Annotated in this window: 14 protein-coding genes and 1 pseudogene; 8 read left to right on the top strand and 7 right to left on the bottom strand. The window is 46.7% G+C overall.

Annotated features, from left to right (window positions below):
* Positions 1-557 precede the first annotated feature (557 nt).
* A complete protein-coding gene (locus ACHA99_RS13770) occupies positions 558-992 on the bottom strand; it encodes a PACE efflux transporter (RefSeq protein ID WP_393943320.1) in 435 nt (144 codons plus the stop codon).
* Between the two features lie 90 nt (positions 993-1,082).
* On the opposite strand from ACHA99_RS13770, the gene ACHA99_RS13765 reads away from it, so the two are divergent.
* The gene (locus ACHA99_RS13765; protein WP_393943318.1) at positions 1,083-1,970 is read left to right on the top strand and encodes a LysR family transcriptional regulator; all 888 of its coding nucleotides are present in this window, start codon (positions 1,083-1,085) and stop codon (positions 1,968-1,970) included.
* A gap of 99 nt (positions 1,971-2,069) precedes the next feature.
* On the opposite strand, the gene ACHA99_RS13760 is transcribed toward ACHA99_RS13765, so the two are convergent.
* Positions 2,070-2,687 carry a TetR/AcrR family transcriptional regulator gene (locus tag ACHA99_RS13760; RefSeq protein WP_198572928.1) on the bottom strand — a complete coding sequence of 206 codons (618 nt, stop codon included), beginning with the start codon at positions 2,685-2,687 and terminating at the stop codon, positions 2,070-2,072.
* 413 nt (positions 2,688-3,100) lie between these two features.
* Between ACHA99_RS13760 and ACHA99_RS13755 the strand changes: the two genes are divergently transcribed.
* The 6 genes from ACHA99_RS13755 (at position 3,101) to ACHA99_RS13730 (ending at position 12,358) form a co-directional block, all read left to right on the top strand.
* A complete protein-coding gene (locus tag ACHA99_RS13755; protein ID WP_393943316.1) occupies positions 3,101-4,339 on the top strand; it encodes an efflux RND transporter periplasmic adaptor subunit in 1,239 nt (412 codons plus the stop codon).
* Positions 4,340-4,352: 13 nt separating this feature from the next.
* Positions 4,353-7,511, top strand: a complete 3,159-nt coding sequence (locus ACHA99_RS13750) for an efflux RND transporter permease subunit (protein WP_393943314.1) — start codon at positions 4,353-4,355, stop codon at positions 7,509-7,511.
* Positions 7,512-7,953: 442 nt separating this feature from the next.
* Positions 7,954-8,631 (top strand): methylamine utilization protein, encoded by a 678-nt coding sequence (locus ACHA99_RS13745; RefSeq protein WP_393943312.1) that lies wholly within the window; start codon positions 7,954-7,956, stop codon positions 8,629-8,631.
* Positions 8,621-10,927 carry a GGDEF domain-containing phosphodiesterase gene (locus ACHA99_RS13740; protein WP_287481225.1) on the top strand — a complete coding sequence of 769 codons (2,307 nt, stop codon included), beginning with the start codon at positions 8,621-8,623 and terminating at the stop codon, positions 10,925-10,927. Before ACHA99_RS13745 ends, ACHA99_RS13740 begins: the two co-directional genes overlap by 11 nt.
* A gap of 76 nt (positions 10,928-11,003) precedes the next feature.
* A complete protein-coding gene (locus tag ACHA99_RS13735) occupies positions 11,004-11,885 on the top strand; it encodes a DUF3034 family protein (RefSeq protein WP_393943310.1) in 882 nt (293 codons plus the stop codon).
* Positions 11,882-12,358: a group 1 truncated hemoglobin gene (locus ACHA99_RS13730; protein WP_393943308.1), complete on the top strand. Its 477-nt coding sequence runs from the start codon at positions 11,882-11,884 to the stop codon at positions 12,356-12,358. The genes ACHA99_RS13735 and ACHA99_RS13730 overlap by 4 nt, the downstream gene beginning before the upstream one ends.
* A gap of 113 nt (positions 12,359-12,471) precedes the next feature.
* Here the strand turns inward: ACHA99_RS13730 and ACHA99_RS13725 are convergent, their stop codons facing one another.
* Both ACHA99_RS13725 and ACHA99_RS13720 read right to left on the bottom strand, forming a co-directional pair.
* Positions 12,472-12,945 (bottom strand): NYN domain-containing protein, encoded by a 474-nt coding sequence (locus ACHA99_RS13725; RefSeq protein WP_006082658.1) that lies wholly within the window; start codon positions 12,943-12,945, stop codon positions 12,472-12,474.
* Between the two features lie 115 nt (positions 12,946-13,060).
* Positions 13,061-13,921 (bottom strand): annotated as a pseudogene (locus tag ACHA99_RS13720) (helix-turn-helix transcriptional regulator).
* 193 nt (positions 13,922-14,114) lie between these two features.
* Between ACHA99_RS13720 and ACHA99_RS13715 the strand changes: the two are divergent.
* Positions 14,115-15,038, top strand: coding sequence for a DMT family transporter (locus ACHA99_RS13715; protein ID WP_393943305.1), 924 nt, complete (start codon positions 14,115-14,117; stop codon positions 15,036-15,038).
* A 77-nt stretch (positions 15,039-15,115) separates the two neighbouring features.
* Here ACHA99_RS13715 and ACHA99_RS13710 read toward each other — a convergent pair whose 3' ends face one another.
* From ACHA99_RS13710 to ACHA99_RS13700, 3 genes are all read right to left on the bottom strand, one after another.
* On the bottom strand, positions 15,116-18,259 hold the full coding sequence (locus ACHA99_RS13710; RefSeq protein ID WP_393943303.1) for a multidrug efflux RND transporter permease subunit: 3,144 nt from the start codon (positions 18,257-18,259) through the stop codon (positions 15,116-15,118).
* Positions 18,259-19,368 carry an efflux RND transporter periplasmic adaptor subunit gene (locus ACHA99_RS13705; protein ID WP_393943301.1) on the bottom strand — a complete coding sequence of 370 codons (1,110 nt, stop codon included), beginning with the start codon at positions 19,366-19,368 and terminating at the stop codon, positions 18,259-18,261. The genes ACHA99_RS13710 and ACHA99_RS13705 overlap by 1 nt, the downstream gene beginning before the upstream one ends.
* Before the next feature lie 211 nt (positions 19,369-19,579).
* Complete coding sequence (locus ACHA99_RS13700; RefSeq protein WP_393943299.1) at positions 19,580-20,374, bottom strand: substrate-binding periplasmic protein; 795 nt, start codon at positions 20,372-20,374, stop codon at positions 19,580-19,582.
* Positions 20,375-20,611: the final 237 nt, after the last annotated feature.

Here is a 20,611-nt window from a genome sequence, read left to right as displayed (position 1 = left end):
TAGCATAAAGAATTATATCTAGACTAATGATTTGAATATTAATTACTGATAGTTAGTCCTTTTGTGATGTTTATAGGATATTTCAACAACCTCAGTTTACCGTGTGCGGGTTTATTATTTTTATGTACTGTGTTTAAGGGGAATTTTACGCTGGGCAACACATGAACTGGCTTAGCTTTCTTGCTAATACCAATCGTACTAAATATCTGTTCATTCAGCGGGAGTTCAACGCGCTTTAGACAAGGCGAAGGCTTGAAGGCATAGTGGTGCTCTGTCGAAAGCCTTGAACGCAGTATAAAGCGCGTTAAAACCCGCTCTTCGGGAGCCTCACAGGCATCCCACTCCCGTGTTGCATTGACTTAAAAGGGAATAACCATTTCTGCGTCAATGCGCCTTGGATTGAGATGCCTGTGAGGCTCTGAACTGATTAGATATTTAATGTGATTGGTATAAGTAGAAGAAATTGAAATGGATAAGTTTCAATGCTGCCATCAAACGAATCACTAAATTGTTTAGTGAGGTTCGTTTGATGGTGATGTGTGTTGATCTTAGCTGCGCTATTTGACCTTAGTGGCTAGCATCGTAAACCAAGTCTTATAGGGCTGATACTTGTCATAGCACCAATGGAATAGGGTGCTGTAGAAGAAGAAAAAGATCAAAAAAACCGCCTCTAAGCCCATGGCTGCCAACCAACCTATCTGTAGAAACCAGGCGATGGTCGGTATGCTAATGAAAATAAGTCCCCCTTCAAATCCAAAGGTATGCAGTATTCTGGTTTTCAAAGTGCGTTGCTCTCGATTTGCCCCAAATACCCTGTCGAATCCTAGGTTGTAGAAGTAGTTCCATACCACGGTATAAAGACTCAAAGCGATACCAACTATGACAAGTTCACTGGTTCCCTTGCCTGATATAAGGGCAGAAACGGGGATAATAATAGCGAGTGCAATCGCTTCAAAGAGTAAGGCGTTAAAGATACGTTCTGTCGTTTTCATGGCTATTTCCCATTCATTTAATGTGACTATGGCCATAATTTTATCTATTATAGGGATAAGTTATAGTTAGATAGTATCGGTAAAAGCGATATGTTTAGTCTCGAACAACTCGAAGCCTTTATGGAAACCGTAGAATCGGGTTCATTTTCGAATGCTGCAAGACAACTTAAGAAAGCACAATCCGTGATTAGCCAGCATGTGATGAATCTTGAAATTGACTGTGGGGTTGAGTTATTTGACCGTTCGGGTCGTTATCCGGTATTAACGGCCGAAGGTAGTAAATTACTGCCCTACGCAAGAGCGACGATTCTTCAACATCGTAGGCTCAAACATACCGCCTTATCGCTCTTCAGTAGTCAATCTTCAGAAGTGTGCCTTGCGATGGATGAAGGCATTCCGATACAGAGAATATCTGAAATTATTCGGTTGTTAGAAGGTGATTTCCCTAATATCGAACTCGAGTTTCTCAGTGCCTCAAGCATAGATATTATCGACATGGTGCATTCGGGAAGAGCATCTACAGGATTGATTTTTAGTGAATTATCTATGCCAAGTAGTATAGATTTTGAGAGTATTGGGGTGATTCAATTCGATCTTTATGTGGCGAGTTCGCATCCCTTAGCAAAATCAGTTGCACCGAACATGGACTCATTGCGACTGTATCGACAATTACTTATCCGCTCACGGAATACTAAAACCAGTAGTTTTCAGCAGGTGTTCAGTCCTGATGTTTGGTATGCCGATAACTATTACGTGTTATTGGAGCTCGCATTACAGGGCCATGGTTGGTGTCTATTGCCCGAGCATATGGCGTCCAATTTAGTTTCATCGGGTAACTTAACTCGCGTCCCCATAGAATTTGAGCAGATAGGCTGGCATGCAAACGTCGATGTGATCCAGCATCAAGATAAAAGCAGCCTGCCATTATTGAAACGACTCAGACAACTGTTTAGAGAACTCTTGGTTGGACAGAAGTAAATGGTTGGACAGAAATAAAGCAAAGCATAAATAAAACCCCAGTTAAGTGAGTACTCTACTGGGGTTTAGTTTTTGTGGATCAGGATTAGTGAATCAGGATTAATTATTACGCGGAAAGTTAGCCAGCACTAGTTCGGCCACTTTGCGCAGTTCATTCGGGCAAATTCCACTGGTCGCTTGTACGGCCATACCTTGCAATACAGTGCCTATATAACGGGCAAGCAGCAGGGGATCGGCGTCAGCGGGCAAATCACCTTCATCTTTGGCGCGTTGCAGTCGTTCGCACAGGGCTATTTCACCGTCGCGGCGACGATTAATCAAAGTGTCTTTAATCGCTTGCCCTGCTTCACTGCAGGTTAGTGCCCCTTGAACAATCAAACATCCCTGTGGATGGCTTTTATCCACCAAAGAGCTTGCCGCACCGAGTAGCATTGACTCGATAACCTGATAGGCGGTTTTTTGTTCCAGTGCCGGGTAGAAAAACGCACAGGGGCGCTGTTCATATAATTCTATCGCTTTGAGAAATAACTGTTCTTTATTACCGAAAGCGGCATAAAGGCTAGGTTTATTAATGCCCATAGCTTGGGTGAGATCGGTTAACGATGTACCTTCAAAACCTTTGAGCCAGAAGACTTCTAAGGCTTTTGCTAATGCATCGTCAGTGTCAAAAGCTCGTGGGCGACCAACACAGGGCGTCTGGGTGACGGTTGACATCATTAGGCTCCTCAATTCTCAATTGCCCCTAGGATAGACATGGGTTTAGTCCCTGTCCAGCCACACTTGCCACCTATGACGGACTTAGGGGGATATGTCTACTTAGTCATTCAAGGTGTCACCTAAGTTCAGCATGGTATCTGCGTTAGTCAGTGTCTGCTTCAATATTCATCAAAATGCTTTGCAGTTCAAACTCGTAGCCTTTTGCCTCTGGACGCATTGTATGCCTAGGGTAAGTGCACACTTCTAATTAAATACCGTTCGGTACATAAATTTGTTGACAGCATCATTTTACGCTATATATTACCGTCCAGTACAGAATATTTTTTACCAGTCGGTATTTAATTGGTTTGTAACACAACTGCATGTGTGTGGTTCGAACAGCGTGAAATGCCCGCCACTTTGAGGATAGTAATATGATGAGTAACAAACCTTTACGAATAATGATGTTAACGGCTGTGGCTGCTTTCGTCCTTTCAGCTTGTGGTGAGCAAACAGCGCAGCAGGGACCTGCACCGAGTGCGCCTAAGGTGGATGTCGCTCAGGTATTACATGAGCGAGTCACCGAATGGGATGAGTTTACCGGTCGTTTACAGGCGCCAGAAAGTGTCACCCTTATCCCGCGGGTGTCGGGTTATATCGACTCAGTAAATTTTAAAGAAGGCGCCTTAGTGAAAAAAGGCGAGGTGTTATTCCGTATTGATCCCAGCGTGTTTGCAGCGGAAGTGGCCCGGTTAAAAGCAGATCTTGCTAGCGCACTCTCTGCCGAGCAACTGGCCACTAACGACCTAGAACGTGCCCGTAAGTTATTTGCCCAAAAAGCCGTCTCGGCAGAATTACTCGACACCCGTGAGTCGAATAAACGCCAAACGACTGCGGCTGTGGCTTCGGTTAAAGCGGCATTGCTACGGGCCGAACTCGATTTGGATTATACCCAAGTGCGGGCGCCGATTGATGGCCGCGTGTCCTACGCCAATGTCACCGCGGGTAACTATGTGACGGCAGGGCAGAGTGTGCTGACCAGCTTAGTCTCTACCGCTAGCATGTATGCCTATTTCGATGTGGATGAGCAAACCTACCTTAAATACGTGAAGTTAACCGCAGAGAAAAAACGTAATGATCCCCGCGCTGGCGATAATCCTGTGTATATGGCCTTAGCCAATGAGCGTGATTATCAACGTGTTGGTATGGTCGACTTTGTCGATAATGCCATGGATAAGCAGACGGGTACTATTCGAGTGAGGGCCACTTTTGACAATGAAGACAATAGCTTATTGCCAGGATTGTTTGCCAGGCTTCGCACCGCAGGTAGCGGCGCCTATGAAAGTATCTTGATAGACGATAAAGCCGTTGGCACAGATCTGAATAATAAGTTTGTGCTGGTCGTCGCTCATGATGGCACGGTCGAATATCGCGGCGTGACCTTAGGTGAGAAAGTGCAAGGACTTCGCATAGTGACCCAAGGTTTAGAAGCCGAAGATAAGATCGTGGTCAACGGTATGCAGCGCGTACGCCCTAAGATGCAAATTGAGCCAAACATAGTGGACATGGTCGACAGCGACAAGCTAGAAGCATTGCGCCAAGCTCAGTTAATGCTCGATAAAAACCAAGATCATTTGACGGCGCAAGCGGTTGAAACGGCGAGCCGCGGTTAAGGAATAACACATTATGTTGTCGCAGTTTTTCATTAAAAGACCGATATTTGCAGCCGTATTGTCACTGCTGTTTTTCATCACTGGGGCGATTGCCGTTTGGCAGTTGCCTATTACCGAATATCCTGAAGTTGTACCGCCGACTGTGGTCGTGACCGCTAACTACCCAGGCGCGAACCCAAAAGTGATTGCCGAAACCGTGGCTTCGCCGCTGGAGCAGGAAATCAACGGCGTTGAAGACATGTTGTATATGTCATCCCAGGCGACGTCCGATGGACGCATGACCTTGACCATCACCTTTGCCATTGGCACGGATGTGGACAGGGCACAAACCCAAGTGCAGAGCCGAGTGGATAGGGCTATGCCGCGTCTGCCGCAGGAAGTACAACGCCTAGGGATAGTCACCGAAAAATCATCGCCGGATCTCACCATGGTGGTGCATTTACTCTCCCCGGATAACCGTTACGACATGCTGTATTTGTCTAACTATGCGGCGCTGAACGTCAAAGACGAGTTAGCGCGGATTAACGGTGTGGGCGCGGTACGCTTGTTTGGCGCCGGCGAATATAGCCTGCGGATTTGGCTCGACCCCAATAAAGTCTCGGCGCTGGGTTTATCACCCGCGGACATTATTGCCGCCGTGCGAGAGCAAAATCAGCAAGCCGCAGCGGGCAGTTTAGGTGCCCAGCCCAGTGGCAATGCCGACTTTCAACTCTTGATCAACGTGAAAGGCCGTTTAACTGAACTGTCTGAATTTGAAGATATCATCATCAAAGTTGGTCAGAATGCTGAGGTGATCCGCCTTAAGGATGTCGCGCGGGTGGAACTCGGGGCAACGAGTTATGCGCTGCGCTCACTGCTGGATAATAAGGATGCGGTGGCGATTCCTGTATTCCAAGCATCGGGCTCGAATGCGATTCAGATTTCCGACGATGTGCGCGCCAAAATGGCGGAGTTATCGAAATCCTTCCCAGAAGGACTCGAGTACGAAATCGTTTACGACCCAACAGTGTTCGTGCGTGGCTCGATTGAAGCTGTGGTAAAAACCTTGCTCGAAGCCGTGTTGCTGGTGGTGTTAGTGGTGGTGCTATTCCTGCAAACTTGGCGCGCATCGATTATTCCGCTGGTGGCCGTGCCTGTGTCTTTGGTCGGTACCTTTGCCTTTATGCATCTGCTCGGGTTCTCGTTAAACGCCCTGTCGCTATTCGGGCTGGTGCTCGCCATCGGTATCGTGGTTGACGATGCCATCGTCGTGGTCGAAAACGTCGAGCGTAATATTGCCGCAGGATTAAGCCCAGTTGCGGCAACACAAAAGGCGATGAAGGAAGTGACTGGCCCGATTGTGGCAACTACCTTAGTGCTGGCGGCGGTGTTTATTCCAACGGCCTTTATGAGCGGTTTAACCGGGCAGTTCTATAAACAGTTTGCCTTGACTATTACTATCTCGACCTTTATCTCGGCGATTAACTCACTCACTTTGAGTCCGGCATTATCGGCGTTGTTACTCAAGAGCCATGATGCACCTAAGGACGGCTTAACGCGTCTAATGGATAAGTTGTTTGGTGCTTGGTTATTTGTGCCTTTTAATCGCTTATTTAACCGTGCATCCGATGGTTATGGCTGGTTAGTGCGTAAGGTTATCCGTTTTGGCGGCATTATCGGTCTAGTGTATTTAGGCATGGTGGCGTTAACGGGTGTGCAATTTGCCAATACACCAACGGGTTATGTGCCCGGCCAAGATAAACAGTATTTAGTGGCCTTTGCTCAGTTGCCCGATGCGGCATCCCTTGAACGTACGGATAGTGTGATCAAGAAGATGTCCGAGATTGCGCTAAATCACCCCGGAGTCGCGCACTCGATTGCCTTCCCAGGCCTTAGCATCAACGGTTTTACCAATAGTCCTAACTCAGGCGTGGTGTTTGTTGCGCTCGATGATTTTGACTCGCGTACCAGTCCTGAACTGTCGGCGAATGCCATTGCCGGACAATTGAATCAGCAATTTGCTGCTATTCAAGACGCGTTTATTGCCATCTTCCCGCCGCCACCTGTGCAAGGCCTCGGCACTATAGGAGGGTTCCGTCTGCAAATTCAAGACAGAGCCAACCTTGGTTATGAGGCCTTGTATCAGGTGACCCAACAAGTGATGTACAAGGCGTGGGCCGATCCTCAGTTAGCCGGGATTTTCTCTAGCTATCAGGTGAACGTACCGCAACTTGAACTGGATATCGATCGGACTAAAGCGAAACAGCAGGCAGTGTCGCTCGATCAAATCTTCCAGACATTACAAACCTATATGGGCTCGACCTATGTCAACGACTTCAATCGTTTCGGTCGAACCTATCAGGTGAATATGCAAGCCGACGAGGCGTTCCGTCAAAGTCCGCAGCAGATTAGTCAGCTAAAGGTGCCGAATCTGAATGGTGACATGATCCCGCTAGGTTCGTTCATCAACGTCAGCCAAAGTTCAGGCCCAGACAGAGTGATGCACTATAACGGTTTCACGACCGCTGAAATCAACGGTGGTCCAGCTGCAGGTGTGAGTACAGGCCAAGCGCAGGCGGCGATTGAGAAAATTTTGGCTGAAACCTTACCTAATGGTATGACTTATGAGTGGACCGAGCTGACCTATCAGCAAATTCTCGCGGGCAATACGGGTCTTTTGGTTTTCCCGCTGGTGATCATCTTAGTGTTTATGGTGCTAGCCGCCCAGTACGAGAGCTTAAGCTTGCCATTGGCGATTATCTTAATCATTCCAATGACCTTACTCTCGGCGCTTAGTGGTGTGCTGATTTACGGTGGCGATAATAATATCTTTACCCAAATTGGCCTGATAGTGCTGGTGGGGCTGGCGACTAAGAACGCTATCTTGATTGTTGAGTTTGCCAAAGAGAAACAAGACCATGGTATGGCACCTATGGAGGCGATATTAGAGGCAGCAAGATTACGTTTACGTCCTATCTTGATGACATCTATCGCCTTTATCATGGGAGTGGTGCCTATGGTGTTCTCCACTGGCGCGGGCGCTGAGATGCGCCAAGCCATGGGGGGGGCAGTATTCGCCGGTATGATAGGGGTGACTGTATTTGGTCTTATCCTAACGCCGCTGTTTTACTATGCCTTAGCAAAGAGAGGCGGTAAAAAAGCCGATGAGCATAAAGAGATAACCGTCGGTTAAGCTTGTTTTCTAGTTGAAAACACATGAAAGGTCTACTTTGAGTAGGCCTTTTTTGTTTATTCACGGCGAGAGCGATTAGATTTGACTATCTTTAGCTGGGGTTAATTAACATTAGGTCAATTGATGTTTAGTGATGGTATTGCTCGCCAGATTAAAACTAAAACCAGAAATGAGGAATATCGTTGGTATTTTCTGGATCATCAATAAGAAACAATGAATAACTATTACCAGACCATTCTGTTAGCTTATAACTTATTGCCACTTGAGCGCGTCATTATCACAGTATGATTAGAATGGTTACTGTTTTACGACTTTTCTATATAATTTGATGATTATTCAATACATTAGTAATGTACAATGCTAGATGAATCTAGATCGTTTTTTTACGCAGAACTCAGCTAAGGTACTTGTTGACCTTGCATCACTATGCCCGAGGTAACGGATGATCCTATATCGCGTTTTATATGCGTTAGTACTTTGCGTTTTGATCTATTTCACGCCTCAAGTCATGGCTGCTGAACTCAATATTAATGTAGTAGATCTGCAACAACAGGCCATTGCCGATACTGTTGTGGAGCTGATCCCTGTAGTGATGCCCGATAATGCGATACCTGTCGAGCATTATGAAATGTCGCAAAAAAATCGAACCTTTATTCCCTTTGTGCTGGCGGTGCCTAAAGGTGCAAAGGTGGATTTCCCCAACTTAGATCGTACTCGCCACCATGTGTATTCTTTTTCAGAAGCTAAACCTTTCGAACTTAAATTGTATGTGGGTCAAGCCGAAGCGCCGATTCAGTTCGATAAACCCGGTTTGGTCGCGCTTGGCTGTAATATTCACGATTATATGCAAGCATTTATCTATGTGGCGGATAGCCCTATTGTCGCGGTGACGGACGAAAAAGGTGAGATCCAGTTTAAGGGACTTATCGCCGGTCAATATAAAGTTAAGCGCTGGCATCCATGGCAGAAGGCGGCATCAGAGCCAACGGATTTACTGATAGTTAATGGTCCTAATCAACTCAGTCTGTCCTTAGACATTGAGCGTCAAGCTAAACCGTCGTCGCCGCCGTCGGGATTTGGTCACTACGATTCTGAAGGTAAGCCATTACATGCTAAATAGTTTTCGCGCTCGGCTGATTTTAGTTTTCTTTATTGTGCTGACGTTAGTGCAATTTGCCACGGCATTTTCCGTGTTGACAGCGACCGAAAAAGATAACTTTTTACAGCAACAGAAAAGCCTCGATATTGGCGCGAATGTGTTTCTCGAAGTGTTATCGAATCGCGGTATTCAGCTCAGTCAAAGTTTGTCCGTACTCAGTGCTGATTTTGGTTTTAAGCGCGCGATTGCAACTGGTGAGCAAGAAACCATTGAGTCAGTGTTATCTAATCACGGCTCTCGTATTGGTGCCGACGCCGCTGTATTGCTATCACCTAAAGGGGAGCTCTTGACCTCGAGTTTGCCCGGACTCACTCAGGATGATATTCAATCCTTATTTAATATGACCACCAGCAATCATAATGCTTTAGCTATCCTTAATTTTGATCATGCTAGCTATCAGTTTGTGCTGCAGCCGGTGAAGGCGCCGACCTTAATCGCTTGGGTTGGCATGGGGTTTCTATTAGATGAGAAGGTCGCCCAACAAGCTAAAGCCATTACGGGCATCGATGTGAGTTTTGTCAATCAGGCAACGGGCCGCACTGAAATCGCTTCAACCTTATCAGATAATGAAAAGTTAAGCGTAATTGAGCAGGCGAGCTTATTGCCTAGCTTGCTGAAAATGCCTAGTGAAAGTATTCCCGTAGATCATCTGTCTATGGGCATCAAACTTTATGATCACAACGGCAGCCAATTAGCGCTACTACATCAATCAAACCTTAAGTGGCAGCAAAGTTATCAGCAACTACGCAATAATATGCTGCTGATTTTTGCTTTGACCTTAGCACTGGCGATTGCGATTGCGATTTGGTTGTCGGGCAGTTTGACTGAACCCGTGCATCAACTTGTGAATTATGCCCGTAAAATCGGTCAAGGTAAGCAGCCTGCCAATATTCAAGGTGCGCCAGCAGAGCTGAGGGTGTTGGCTAAGAGTTTATCCTTAATGCGCGATGATATTGAAGCGCGGGAAAAGGATTTAGTCTACCAATCTCGCCACGATAGCTTGACAGGTTTACTCAATCGTTTTGCCGCAAAACAGCATTTGGCGGATCTTAACGATAAATTATCCGGTGCTATGGTGTTGTTAGATATTAAACATTTCCGCCATATCAACGATATTATTGGTTTTGCCAACGCCGATACTTTGTTACTGCTTTTTGCTCGTCGCCTAGAGCAATTAGCACCGACACCGGATTTACTGGCGCGTTTAGATGGTGACTCATTTTTACTCCTTTACAGTCAAGGGATTCGCCCCGAGCACTTGCTGAAATCATTGGATATGTTGGAGTCACCCTTTCCAATCCAAGGCTCAAATATTTCTCTTACCGTGCGGGCGGGATTACTCGAAATCGATGGTAATGGTGCTGATATCGATGTGTTAGTGCGCCGCGCCGAAATTGCCCTCAATCAAGCCTGTCTCGAAGAGCAACGTATTGTCAGTTATCGTCAAGGCGCCGATGAAAAGTATCAGCGTGAGCTGACGATTATCCGTGATTTGCCTATAGGTTTGGCGCAAAACCAATTGTATTTAGTGTTCCAACCTAAAGTGGATTTACGCCTAAACCAGTGCACTGGCGCCGAGGCATTGATCCGCTGGCAACATCCTACGCTAGGGTTTATTCCTCCCGATGAATTTATCCAACTGGCTGAAAATTCAGGCAACATTGATATTGTTAGCCAGTGGGTATTGAAGCAGGCAATTCAGCAATTAGTGACATGGCAGCGGCGGGGTATAGTGCTAAAACTGGCTATTAACCTGTCGGCCCATGATTTAGTCGATACTCGCTTACCGAATCAAATCGCCATTTTACTGAAAGATAATAATCTGCCAAGCGGTGCACTCTGTATCGAAGTCACTGAAGGCGCCGTGATGAAAGATGCACAGACTGTGGTGAGTGTATTACAGCGATTCCGTGACATGGGTGTGTCTGTTGCCATTGATGATTTTGGCACAGGTCATTCATCATTAGCCTATTTGAAAATTTTACCCGTTAATGAGGTGAAAATTGATCGCAGCTTTATCAAAGACATGCTCACGGATAGCCAAGATGTGATGATAGTCGATACGAGTATTAAATTGATCCACGGCTTAGGTTTTACCGTAGTAGCCGAAGGCGTTGAAGAACAAGAAGGTGTTGAGATATTGCGTAATCTTGATTGCGATATCATTCAAGGTTATGTGTTTTCGAAACCCTTAAAAACGGCTGAATTTGATCTGTGGTTCGAGGCGTTTAACCATCCAAATACCGCTGATGCATAAGCGCGTTTACTCAAGTCAATATGCAAAGACGCTAGACTAACGATTCATCGTCGACAGAATTAGAGCGGAGCATCAAGTGAACATTTCCATAAATGCATTGAAGTTGAATTCATTAACTTGGAATTATGTTAAGGCTTTGTTTTGCCTATTTTTACTATTGGGCACTGTTCCTACGTTTGCTGAAGGTAGCCGTGTGGTTGCGACTGGCGGCGGGACGATGATTGAAGGCAGTGCTGGCGGTGGCATAGTGCCATGGGCTGTGATCAACGGTTATGGTAGTAGCGGTGAATGGTCGGCAACGGCGATGGCGACGGGTGTCTATGTCGATGATTTTACGCTGAAAGTGATCGGTGCTTCTTTGAGTTTTGATAATCGATTCGAGCTGAGCGTTGCGCGGCAAACTTTTGATTTAGATACTATGGGCGGCGAGTTAGGCCAAGATATATTCGGCGTAAAATACAAGCTTGCCGGAGAGCTGCTTTATACGGCTATGCCGCAAATTACCTTAGGTGCCCAGTATAAAAGAGTCGATGACTTTACGATTCCTCAGGCGGTTGGGGCGCGGGATGATTGGGGTTTAGATGTGTATGTTGCTGCCAGCAAAGTATTTTTTGATGCGATAGCGGGACGAAATGTATTACTCAATGGGACCGTGCGCGCGACCAAGGCGAATCAAACGGGTTTATTGGGTTTTGGTACTCAAGCCAATCATGATTACCAGTTTGTGCTCGAAGCCTCTGCCGCGGTATTGCTGACGGATAATGTGGCACTGGGTATCGAATATCGCCAGAAACCCAATGAGTTAGCTTTTGCCCGTGAGGATGATTGGCAAGATGTGTTTTTAGCGTGGTTTATCAATAAGCATCTTTCCGTGGTGACGGCCTATGCGAATTTGGGCAGTATTGCAGGGTTTGAAGAGCAGCGGGGTTGGTACCTATCGGTGGAGGGGGCGTTATGAGGCGTTTACGGGTGAAGTTAATACCTTTCGTCGTAGTGTTTTTTTTCACTGGCTGTGGGGTGCAAACGACCGAAACCTCTGCATCACAAACTCACTCTAGTCATCAAACCGCAAGCCATCAAACCTTATACCAAGATTTAGGAGGTAACGCAGGCGTATCGGCGATAGTCGATGGTTTGCTGGCACGTATTGCCACAGATCCACGCATAGTGCATCACTTTCAAGAGACAGATATTGCGTTATTTCGTGAGCGTGCCATTGAACATTTTTGTCTGGTTGCCGATGGCGGCTGCGTGTATCACGGTGAAAGTATGCAGCACAGTCATAGAGGATTGAATATTACTCAAGCGGATTTTGATGCCTTAGTCGGTCATTTGATTGAATCGATGAAAGAGCAACATATTCCGCTATCGACCCGTAATGCCTTTCTAAAACGTCTCGCCCCTATGTATACGGACATTACCTATCAGTGATTTGCTTCATCTTTAAAGTAGAAGCTCAACATAGCGTCTCTACATTGAGGGGCGAAAGAGTGAATGAGTCAGATACGGTAGCGTGATGGATAGGCGCATTTTTTGTCTAGTGACTAGAGCAATAACGCCTCATCTATGGGATGAAATTGAGAGGCTGCATCCCTTAAGGATTTAGCCGTCAGGGTAGGGACGCCATACACTTGGGTTTCAACGCCATATTTTTGATGGATTTTTTGCAGCAATAAATCGAAATCGCCATCACCAGACAATAAGATCACTGTATCCACTTCACTCGCCGCTTCCATAATATCTATGGTGATCCCCACGTCCCAATCGCCTTTGGCTGAGCCATCGCTGCGCTGAATAAACGGTTTTAACTTCACCTCAAAACCTATGTGCTTTAGTGCGTCTTGGAATTTCAATTGCCCATCGTCGCCTTTATGGATGGCATAAGCCACGGCCAACGCTATGTCTCCCTCGTAGCCTAAGTGCTGCCACAGTTTACGATAATTAAATTGGCGGCCATAGGCTTCGCGGCAGGTGTAATAGATGTTTTGTACATCGACAAATAAAGCGATTTTTTTCAAGGCGTTTTCCAGCGGCTAGGGGAGTAAGGGCACTATAGCATATCGAGGCAATAGGGTTTTCAAGGATGTTAGAGTGTTGGGTTCAGCCGTCGAGATTGTGAACCCAAAGCGTATGTTAGCTTCTATGGTATTTTTGATATTCGCCCGGTGACATGCCACTGAGTTTTTTAAAGTAACGCCCCATATGACTTTGATTGGCAAAGCCATTACTGAGGGCGATATCGGTCAATGATTGCGTTGAATGACTCAAGCTTTGTTTGACCTTTTCAATGCGCACTTGCAGCAAATACTCCTGCGGCGTCATCGCAAATTGGGATTTAAACATGCGACAAAAATGGTACTCGCTCAGTTGGGCAAGCTCGGCCAACTCAGACAAGTAAATTTGTCGATGGGAATGGCAATGAATAAACTCTTTGATCGCTTTAGCCACTTTAGGTGCGAGCCCACCCTTAATTGGCCCCACCGACAAATTAAAGCCTGAGCTTTGCAGCAAAGTCACCAGCACAGTGTCGGTTACTTGTTCCATCATCAGATGGTGATCCCTCGTCTGCCAATCGAGCTCGGCAACTTGGTGCCGAAACAGCGCCTCTTATCTCGGATTATCGACAAAGGTCAACTCAGGTAAACGCACTTGGCGTGGATCTTTATCAAAGACTCGCACCGCCAATTTTTTAAGATGTTCATCGCTAAAATACAAATGCATAAACTGCTGCGGTTGTCCCAGTTGCCAATGGCTTTGGCAGCCTTGGGGCATAAGGCAAAATTTACTGGGCGCTCCATAGTCGGCCTTGATATCGGTTCTGTGGGTTTCGTAGCCGCCATCCAGATACATGCTCAGCGTATGTTGTGCATCGTTTTGGTAATACAGACGCTCGCCCGCATTTTGATAATGGGCCCAAGATAAATCCTCCGTAATCGCTTGCTTACGCATACAGGTTTTGGCGGATTTATCAAAACTGATGTATTTGGGCTCCATGGGTTCCTAGTGATCTCACTGGCTAAGCATTTTGTCTTTCCAAATTATCGCACTTATGGGCGTGGCTCAACGTCCGCTCGCGATTAAAACCGCAATATCGTGTTATGGCCAACAAGATGGTGACATAAGGACGAAAGCCATCGCTGTATAGTTTGCCTCATTAAGCATTTTATGAAGGTGTAGGGGGCTCATTATGGCTGCTGTGATGTATTTGCTGATGATTTTTGTGTGGGGTTTTTCGTGGATTGCCATTAAGTGGCAGCACGGTGAGGTGGCGACGGAAGTCTCGATTTTCTATCGGTTTGCGATTGCGAGTCTCTTGATGTTCGCCATTGGCTTTGCCTTTAACAAGCTGCAAGCGGTAAAGCTTAGGCAGCATCCTTGGTTTGCGTTACAAGGCGTGTGTCTATTTTGTTTGAACTTTATCGCGTTTTATACCGCAACACATTATATCGCCAGCGGTTTAACGGCAGTAATTATGGCCACTGCCCCCATTTTTAATGCGATACATGGCCGCATTTTTTACGGTACTCCCACCAGTCGCAATTTTTGGTTAGGAGTGTGTGTCGGTCTGGGTGGCATTAGCTTACTCTTTGGTGCCGATTTGCTCGCGACTCAGTGGTCACAAAATTTAGTGTGGGGCTTATTGTTTTCGCTGTTAGGTACGTGGTTTTTCTCGATTGGTAACATGATCAGTATGCGCAACTCGCGCGATAATGTGTCGCCCTTTACCTCTACAGCGTATGCCATGTGCTATGGCAGTGCGGCGTTGTTGCTCATCATTTGGTTTAAAGATTTAAGCTTTAGTTTACCGCTGACAACCAGCTATCTTGGTAGCTTGTTCTACTTAGCCGTTATCGCCTCTGTGATTGGCTTTACCGCTTATTTGATCTTGGTTGAGCGAATTGGCGCTAATGCCGCTGCGTATCTGTTGGTGATTACCCCTGTGGTGGCGTTAAGTGTATCGAGTGTGTTTGAGGATTATCAGTGGACTTGGTATTCAAGCGTGGGACTCTTGCTAGTCGCGCTCGGTAACATGTTAACCCGCCGTCAAAAACAGCTTGGTGCTGGTCTCGGTTTACTTTTAGGCTTAGCCAATAAAGCAAAAAACGTTTAAAACGTTAATGAGAGAAAAGCCAAGACACTGAGTATCTTGGCTTTTTGTTATGTGATCTTCTGCAGTTATTATTAGCGCTAGGCTTTAGGTGCGAGTTCCTGCTGTTTTGCCGCTAACTCTTGTGCCGCTAACTCTTGTGCTTTAATCGCTGCTTTGAGCTTAGCTTCAACATAACCCGGAGAATGGGTCGCTGCCGAGATTAATCGATACATGGCGGGGATCACCAGTAAGGTCACAAAGGTAGCAAACGCCATTCCGAAGAACACTACAGTACCTACAGCGATACGGCTTTCTGAGCCTGCACCCGTCGAGAAAATTAGCGGTACAGCGCCCACTAAGGTGGTGAAGGCTGTCATTAGGATTGGCCGTAAACGACGGGATGACGCATCGATAATGGCTTTATCGAGTTCAAAGCCGCGGTCGCGCAATTGGTTGGCAAATTCGACGATGAGGATACCGTTTTTAGTCACCATACCAATTAACATGATCATGCCTATCTGGCTGTAGATGTTGATCCCTTGGCTGGTGATCAGTAGTCCTAAGAAACCACCGAATACGCCCATAGGCACAGTAAACATCACCACTAATGGGTTGATAAAGCTCTCAAACTGTGCGGCTAATACTAAGTAGGCAACCAGTAAAGCTAAACCAAATACGATAAAGATACTGCTTTGGTTTTCTTTAAAGTCTTTGGATTCGCCCGTGTAACCAATCGAAATATCCTTAGGTAATAATTCAATGGCTTTAGCGTCAAGGAACTTTAAGCCTTCACCTAAGGTGTAACCTTCACTGACGTTAGCCTTGAGGGTGATCGATTTTTGCTTATTGGTGTGGCTTAATCTTTGTGCCGAGGCAATTTCTTCTATATGGGTGACAGTATCGAGAGTGACCAATTCGCCCTTAGCTGACCGCATGTAGATTTGGCTCAGGTCACCGACATTGTTGAAACTGTTTTCATCACCGCGTAAATACACATCGTATTCTTCGCCTCGATCAACAAAGGTCGTTTCGGTGCGGCCACCCAGCATGACTTCTAAGGTTTCCGATACTTGGTCGACACTGATCCCCAGTTCTGCGGCGCGCTCTTTATCGACAGTAACAATGAGTTCTGGCGTTGTTTCTGCGTAGTCTAAGTCAGCCCCTTCCATCATAGGGCTAGCGTTAGCCTCTTCTTTCAATATCTGCGCCCACTTAAACAGTTCGGCATAGTCCGAACCACCAAGTACAAATTGCACGGGCTCGCTCGATTGCCCCCTAAAGCCTGGCATCATAGGGCGAACCATTACATCTGGGATATCCTTTAAGGCATTGCTAATAATTCCAAGGGCTTGTTGCGCAGTCACATCTCGGTGTTCCCAATCTTCTAGCTGCATGATGACAAAGCCAGTTTGATCGCCAGCACGGCCACCAAAGGCGGGAGCTTGTACGCTGAAGGATCGCAGCACACCTTTACCGAGCAAGGGCATGAGTCTGTCTTCGACTATGTCCATGTTGGCTGTCATACGGTTATAACTGGTGCCTTCGGCGCCTTTAATAAAGGCGAACAACACGCCGCGGTCTTCCTGCGGCGCAAGCTGTGACGGTACTTGTTGCATTAACCAAGCGCTGCCGCCGATACAAGCGAGGATAACTAAGGGCGCGAGTAAACGGAGTTTAATCGCTCGAGTCACGGCGACGCGATAAACGCTTTCCATGCGAGCAAAGCCGCTGTCGACCCAACGATTAAAGCGATTCGGTTTGACGTTGGCTTTAAGTAATTTACTGCTCAGTACAGGCGTAAGTGTGAGTGCCACTAAGGAGGAGAACAGCACTGACACCGCCAGCATCACGGAGAACTCGGTAAATAGTAGCCCGACCATGCCCTCCATAAATGAAATTGGGAGGAATACCATCACCAGTACCGCCGTAGTGGCGATAACGGCAAAGCCCACTTCGCGAGTACCTTTATAGGCGGCGAGTAAGGGCTCTTCACCTTTTTCGATATGGTGGAAAATGTTCTCGACCACCACAATCGCATCATCGACCACTAGACCGATGGAGAGGATTAATGCCATCAATGTCAGTAGATTAATCGAATAACCTAGCATGTTGGCGGCGATAAATGCCGAGATCAAAGATACTGGAACCGTCACCGCTGGGATTAACGTTGCTCGCGCTTGTCCAATGAAGATATACAGCACGAGTACGACCAAGGCGCCCGTGACATAAAGTGTGCTATACACTTCGTTAATTGAGCGGTCGATAAATACGGTCGAGTCGAAGTCGACCACTAGGCTAGTGCCTTCGGGCAGGAAGTCTTGTACGCGATCAACTTCTTTATGTACTTCTTTGGCAACGAGCAGAGGGTTGGCATCGGACTGGGCAATAATGCCTAAACTGATGTTAACTATGCCGTCGCTTTTGAAGGTCGAGTTTTCGTTTTGTGCTCCAACAGCCACATCGGCGACATCTTTTAAGTAGATAGCCGTGCCATCGCTGGCGGTACGCACCACAAGATAGTCGAAATCCTTCGGCGTGTAGTACAAGCGTTTGGTACGTACCGACATCACTGTGGTGTCGTTGCGCACTTGGCCGCCGGGCGTTTCGATGTTCTCTTTACGCAGGGCGTTGATAATATCCGTTGCGGTAACATTACGTCCTGCCATTTGTTCGGGTCTGAGCTTGACGTACATGACCTTATACAAGCCGCCGGAAATGCTGATAGAACTCACGCCGCTGATTAAGCTGAATTTGTCCTCGAGTACTCGCTGGGCGTAGTCCGTTAATTGAGTACGGTCCATCACACTCGAGCTTAAGTTCACATAGACTGAGGGTTCGCCGGAGCCGTTGTCTTTTGAGACGACGGGGTCTTTTGCATCTTCTGGGAGCCTGCGTTGGGCGCGGGCCACAGCATCACGCACATCGCTGACCCCTTCGGTTAAGTTCCAACCGAGGAGGAATTTAACTGTGATACGCGAGCTACCGTTACGTGTGGTCGAGGTGATTTCGTCAATACCACTGATCCCTGTTAGCTCATCTTCTAAAGTCTTAGTGATCTGGCTTTCCATAATCGCCGCCGATGCACCCGAGTAACTGGTGCTGATGGTGACCACAGGGCTTTCGACGTCGGGCATTTCCCGTATCGACAGTTTAGTGAATGACACTATGCCGAATACACACAGCAGTAAGCTTAAAACGATGGCAACGACAGGGCGTTTAACCGAAACATCGGATAACCACATTATTTCGTCTCCGTTGCTTTAGGACCTGAAAGCTCTGTCGCACGGGCTGAGGCTTTATCATCGAGCGTGACTTCATTGATTTGCAGGCCATCGCGCATATTGACTAAGCCCTGTACCACGACTTTGTCACCTATGTTTAAACCGCTTTCGATTAAGACTTGGTTATCGATACGTGCCCCGAGTGTCACTTCTGTGCGGTGGGCAATGTGGTCGGCGTTAACTACGTATACGTAACGTTTAGTTCCTGAATACTCAAGAGCTTGTACTGGCACCATAGGTGCTGAAATCGCTGGGAAGGTGATGGTTGACGACATCATCATGCCCGGTTTTAAGCGTTTCTTCGGATTATCGAATAGCACTCGTACTTTTAGGTTTAAGGTTTCCTCATTGACGCGGGGATCGATAGCTACCATTTTGCCAGTAAAGATTTCATTCGGCCAAGCGCGACTGGTGGCTGATACTTGCATGCCAATACTCAGTTGCGATAGGAAATGCTCAGGCACTTGTAAGTCGAGGCGCATGCTGGACAAATCATCTAGCGACATCAACTCAGTGCCCATGCTGACCATCTTGCCTTCGCTGAAATTAATCAGGCCAGTATTACCCGCAAAAGGCGCTATCAGCGAGTGGTAATGTAAATCTGCTTGGGCGGAAGATAAGCGTGCTTGGGCGATATCAACACTGGCTTTTTGTGCGTCAATCTCGGTTTGGGTAATGGCGTTACGGCTGATCAGTTTTTCAAATTCTTTGAGTTTACGTTTTTCATCATTGAGGAAAGCATTGGCCTCGGCGACGGCGGCTTGGGCTTTCATATCATCGAGTTCGATCAGTAACTGGCCTTTTTTCACCGCTTGGTTTGAGGTCACTGCGACTTGTTTAATCTTACCTGTGACTTGCGGTGCAATGATCACTGCACGTTCAGCCGCGAGTTTGCCGATAAGAGAGATAGATTGCGCTAATGGATATTCAATCACTTCACCCGTGACCACAGGAACGGTACGCATAAGATGTGGCGCGTTCTCGGGTTTAGCCGCTTGAAGGACATCACTAAAACTCACCGCTGTGGCGATAATCGCAAGCAGGGCAATGGCAATAATGGTTTTTTTCATTGTAATTATTATCTCGCGCAAAGGCAGTTTAAAAAGGTAATCGCTCTAATGGCGCTATTCTAGTGAATAACGTACGCCAGTTGGGTAAAAGTTTGTAAAGGTAAGCGAACGAAAATGAAAGAAATTGTGTTTTTTGAGCATTGAGCACAATATCAACGAGGGTTTTGCTGTTTTTTTGTGCTGTTATTGCTTTTTAAAAGCTGGACGGACTTTAGGGATGGATTTCAGTTCGCGTTTTTTTAATCGGCGCTTGAGTCGTTTCAATCTGAGGATATTGGCTTAAAATTGCCGCTAATCGTCCATCGCGGCGCATACTCTCTAAACCTTGATTAAAATCCGTCACTAACTGCGGATGATCCGCTACAGCCAAAGAGATCCCTAAATGAAATACCTCAGTCGCTATGGGTGGGCCGACTTGCTCAAAGGCACCCTCATATTCACTTGGTCCTTTTTTAATTAAATACCTCGCTAAGTTATGGCCAATCAAGACTAAGTCAATACGCTTTAAAAACAGCTTTTTGAGATTCATCTCATCCGAATTTCCTTCCTCTGTGGTGAGCCCCGCGGCGAAGATTTCTGGTGGATTAGCGTAACCGCGACCTATACCGATAGTGAAAGGTTTAAGATCTGAAAGTTGACTGAAACTCAGCGGTGAATCTTTACGTTTATAAAACACAATTTGTACGGGTTGGATAGGCGCAGAATATTGGGCCCATTGCTCGCGCTCTTTACGATACCAGAGCCCAATGATGCCATCAGCTTGGCCAGTTTTAACGAGTAAAGCCGCGCGGGCGAAGGGATAAAACTTGAGGCTGGCAGTGTAACCTTTGCGTTTAAAAGCTTCTTTGACGACTTGCGCAACGCCGCCCTGTTCAGGTAAAGCATCGGCATAAAAAGGAGGATAGTTAGTGGCGACTAAATGGAGTTCTCGCCCCGCAAATGCTGGGGGATAGAAGCTGAATAGAAACAAGCAAAAGCTAGATAATGTGAGTAATTTCTTCCCCATTTCTACTCCAGCACTTAGGTGAGTCGCACTTGGCTTGAGTATAGTCAGAGTTAATTAGAACAGGCGAACTTATGGATATTAAGATGGGTGAATGTTGAGAGCCATACGATTGAGTGTTATGCCGATTGAGTACCATGGCGGGCGCCCGTTTTACCCTTGCTTATTCATGCCTTATTGCCCCAGCGCATTCGTGGATTAAGGCGCTAGCTCATGCACGTATTGGGGCAAAAGATATTA

The sequence above is a fragment of the Shewanella sp. S23-S33 genome (genome assembly GCF_043359565.1).
GTDB lineage: Bacteria > Pseudomonadota > Gammaproteobacteria > Enterobacterales > Shewanellaceae > Shewanella > Shewanella oncorhynchi.
Note: the sequence above shows the minus strand (reverse complement) of the source record. Positions and strands in the feature narration are given on the sequence as shown.

Bases quoted from the DNA above. Each gene is read 5' to 3' on its own strand.
- ACHA99_RS13765 (WP_393943318.1), top strand. From the start codon at position 1,083: ATGTTTAGTCTCGAACAACTCGAAGCCTTTATGGAAACCGTAGAATCG.
- ACHA99_RS13740 (WP_287481225.1), top strand. From the start codon at position 8,621: ATGCTAAATAGTTTTCGCGCTCGGCTGATTTTAGTTTTCTTTATTGTG.
- ACHA99_RS13700 (WP_393943299.1), bottom strand. From the start codon at position 20,374: ATGGGGAAGAAATTACTCACATTATCTAGCTTTTGCTTGTTTCTATTC.
- ACHA99_RS13705 (WP_393943301.1), bottom strand. From the start codon at position 19,368: ATGAAAAAAACCATTATTGCCATTGCCCTGCTTGCGATTATCGCCACA.
- ACHA99_RS13770 (WP_393943320.1), bottom strand. From the start codon at position 992: ATGAAAACGACAGAACGTATCTTTAACGCCTTACTCTTTGAAGCGATT.
- ACHA99_RS13710 (WP_393943303.1), bottom strand. From the start codon at position 18,259: ATGTGGTTATCCGATGTTTCGGTTAAACGCCCTGTCGTTGCCATCGTT.
- ACHA99_RS13715 (WP_393943305.1), top strand. From the start codon at position 14,115: ATGGCTGCTGTGATGTATTTGCTGATGATTTTTGTGTGGGGTTTTTCG.
- ACHA99_RS13755 (WP_393943316.1), top strand. From the start codon at position 3,101: ATGATGAGTAACAAACCTTTACGAATAATGATGTTAACGGCTGTGGCT.
- ACHA99_RS13745 (WP_393943312.1), top strand. From the start codon at position 7,954: ATGATCCTATATCGCGTTTTATATGCGTTAGTACTTTGCGTTTTGATC.
- ACHA99_RS13760 (WP_198572928.1), bottom strand. From the start codon at position 2,687: ATGATGTCAACCGTCACCCAGACGCCCTGTGTTGGTCGCCCACGAGCT.
- ACHA99_RS13750 (WP_393943314.1), top strand. From the start codon at position 4,353: ATGTTGTCGCAGTTTTTCATTAAAAGACCGATATTTGCAGCCGTATTG.
- ACHA99_RS13730 (WP_393943308.1), top strand. From the start codon at position 11,882: ATGAGGCGTTTACGGGTGAAGTTAATACCTTTCGTCGTAGTGTTTTTT.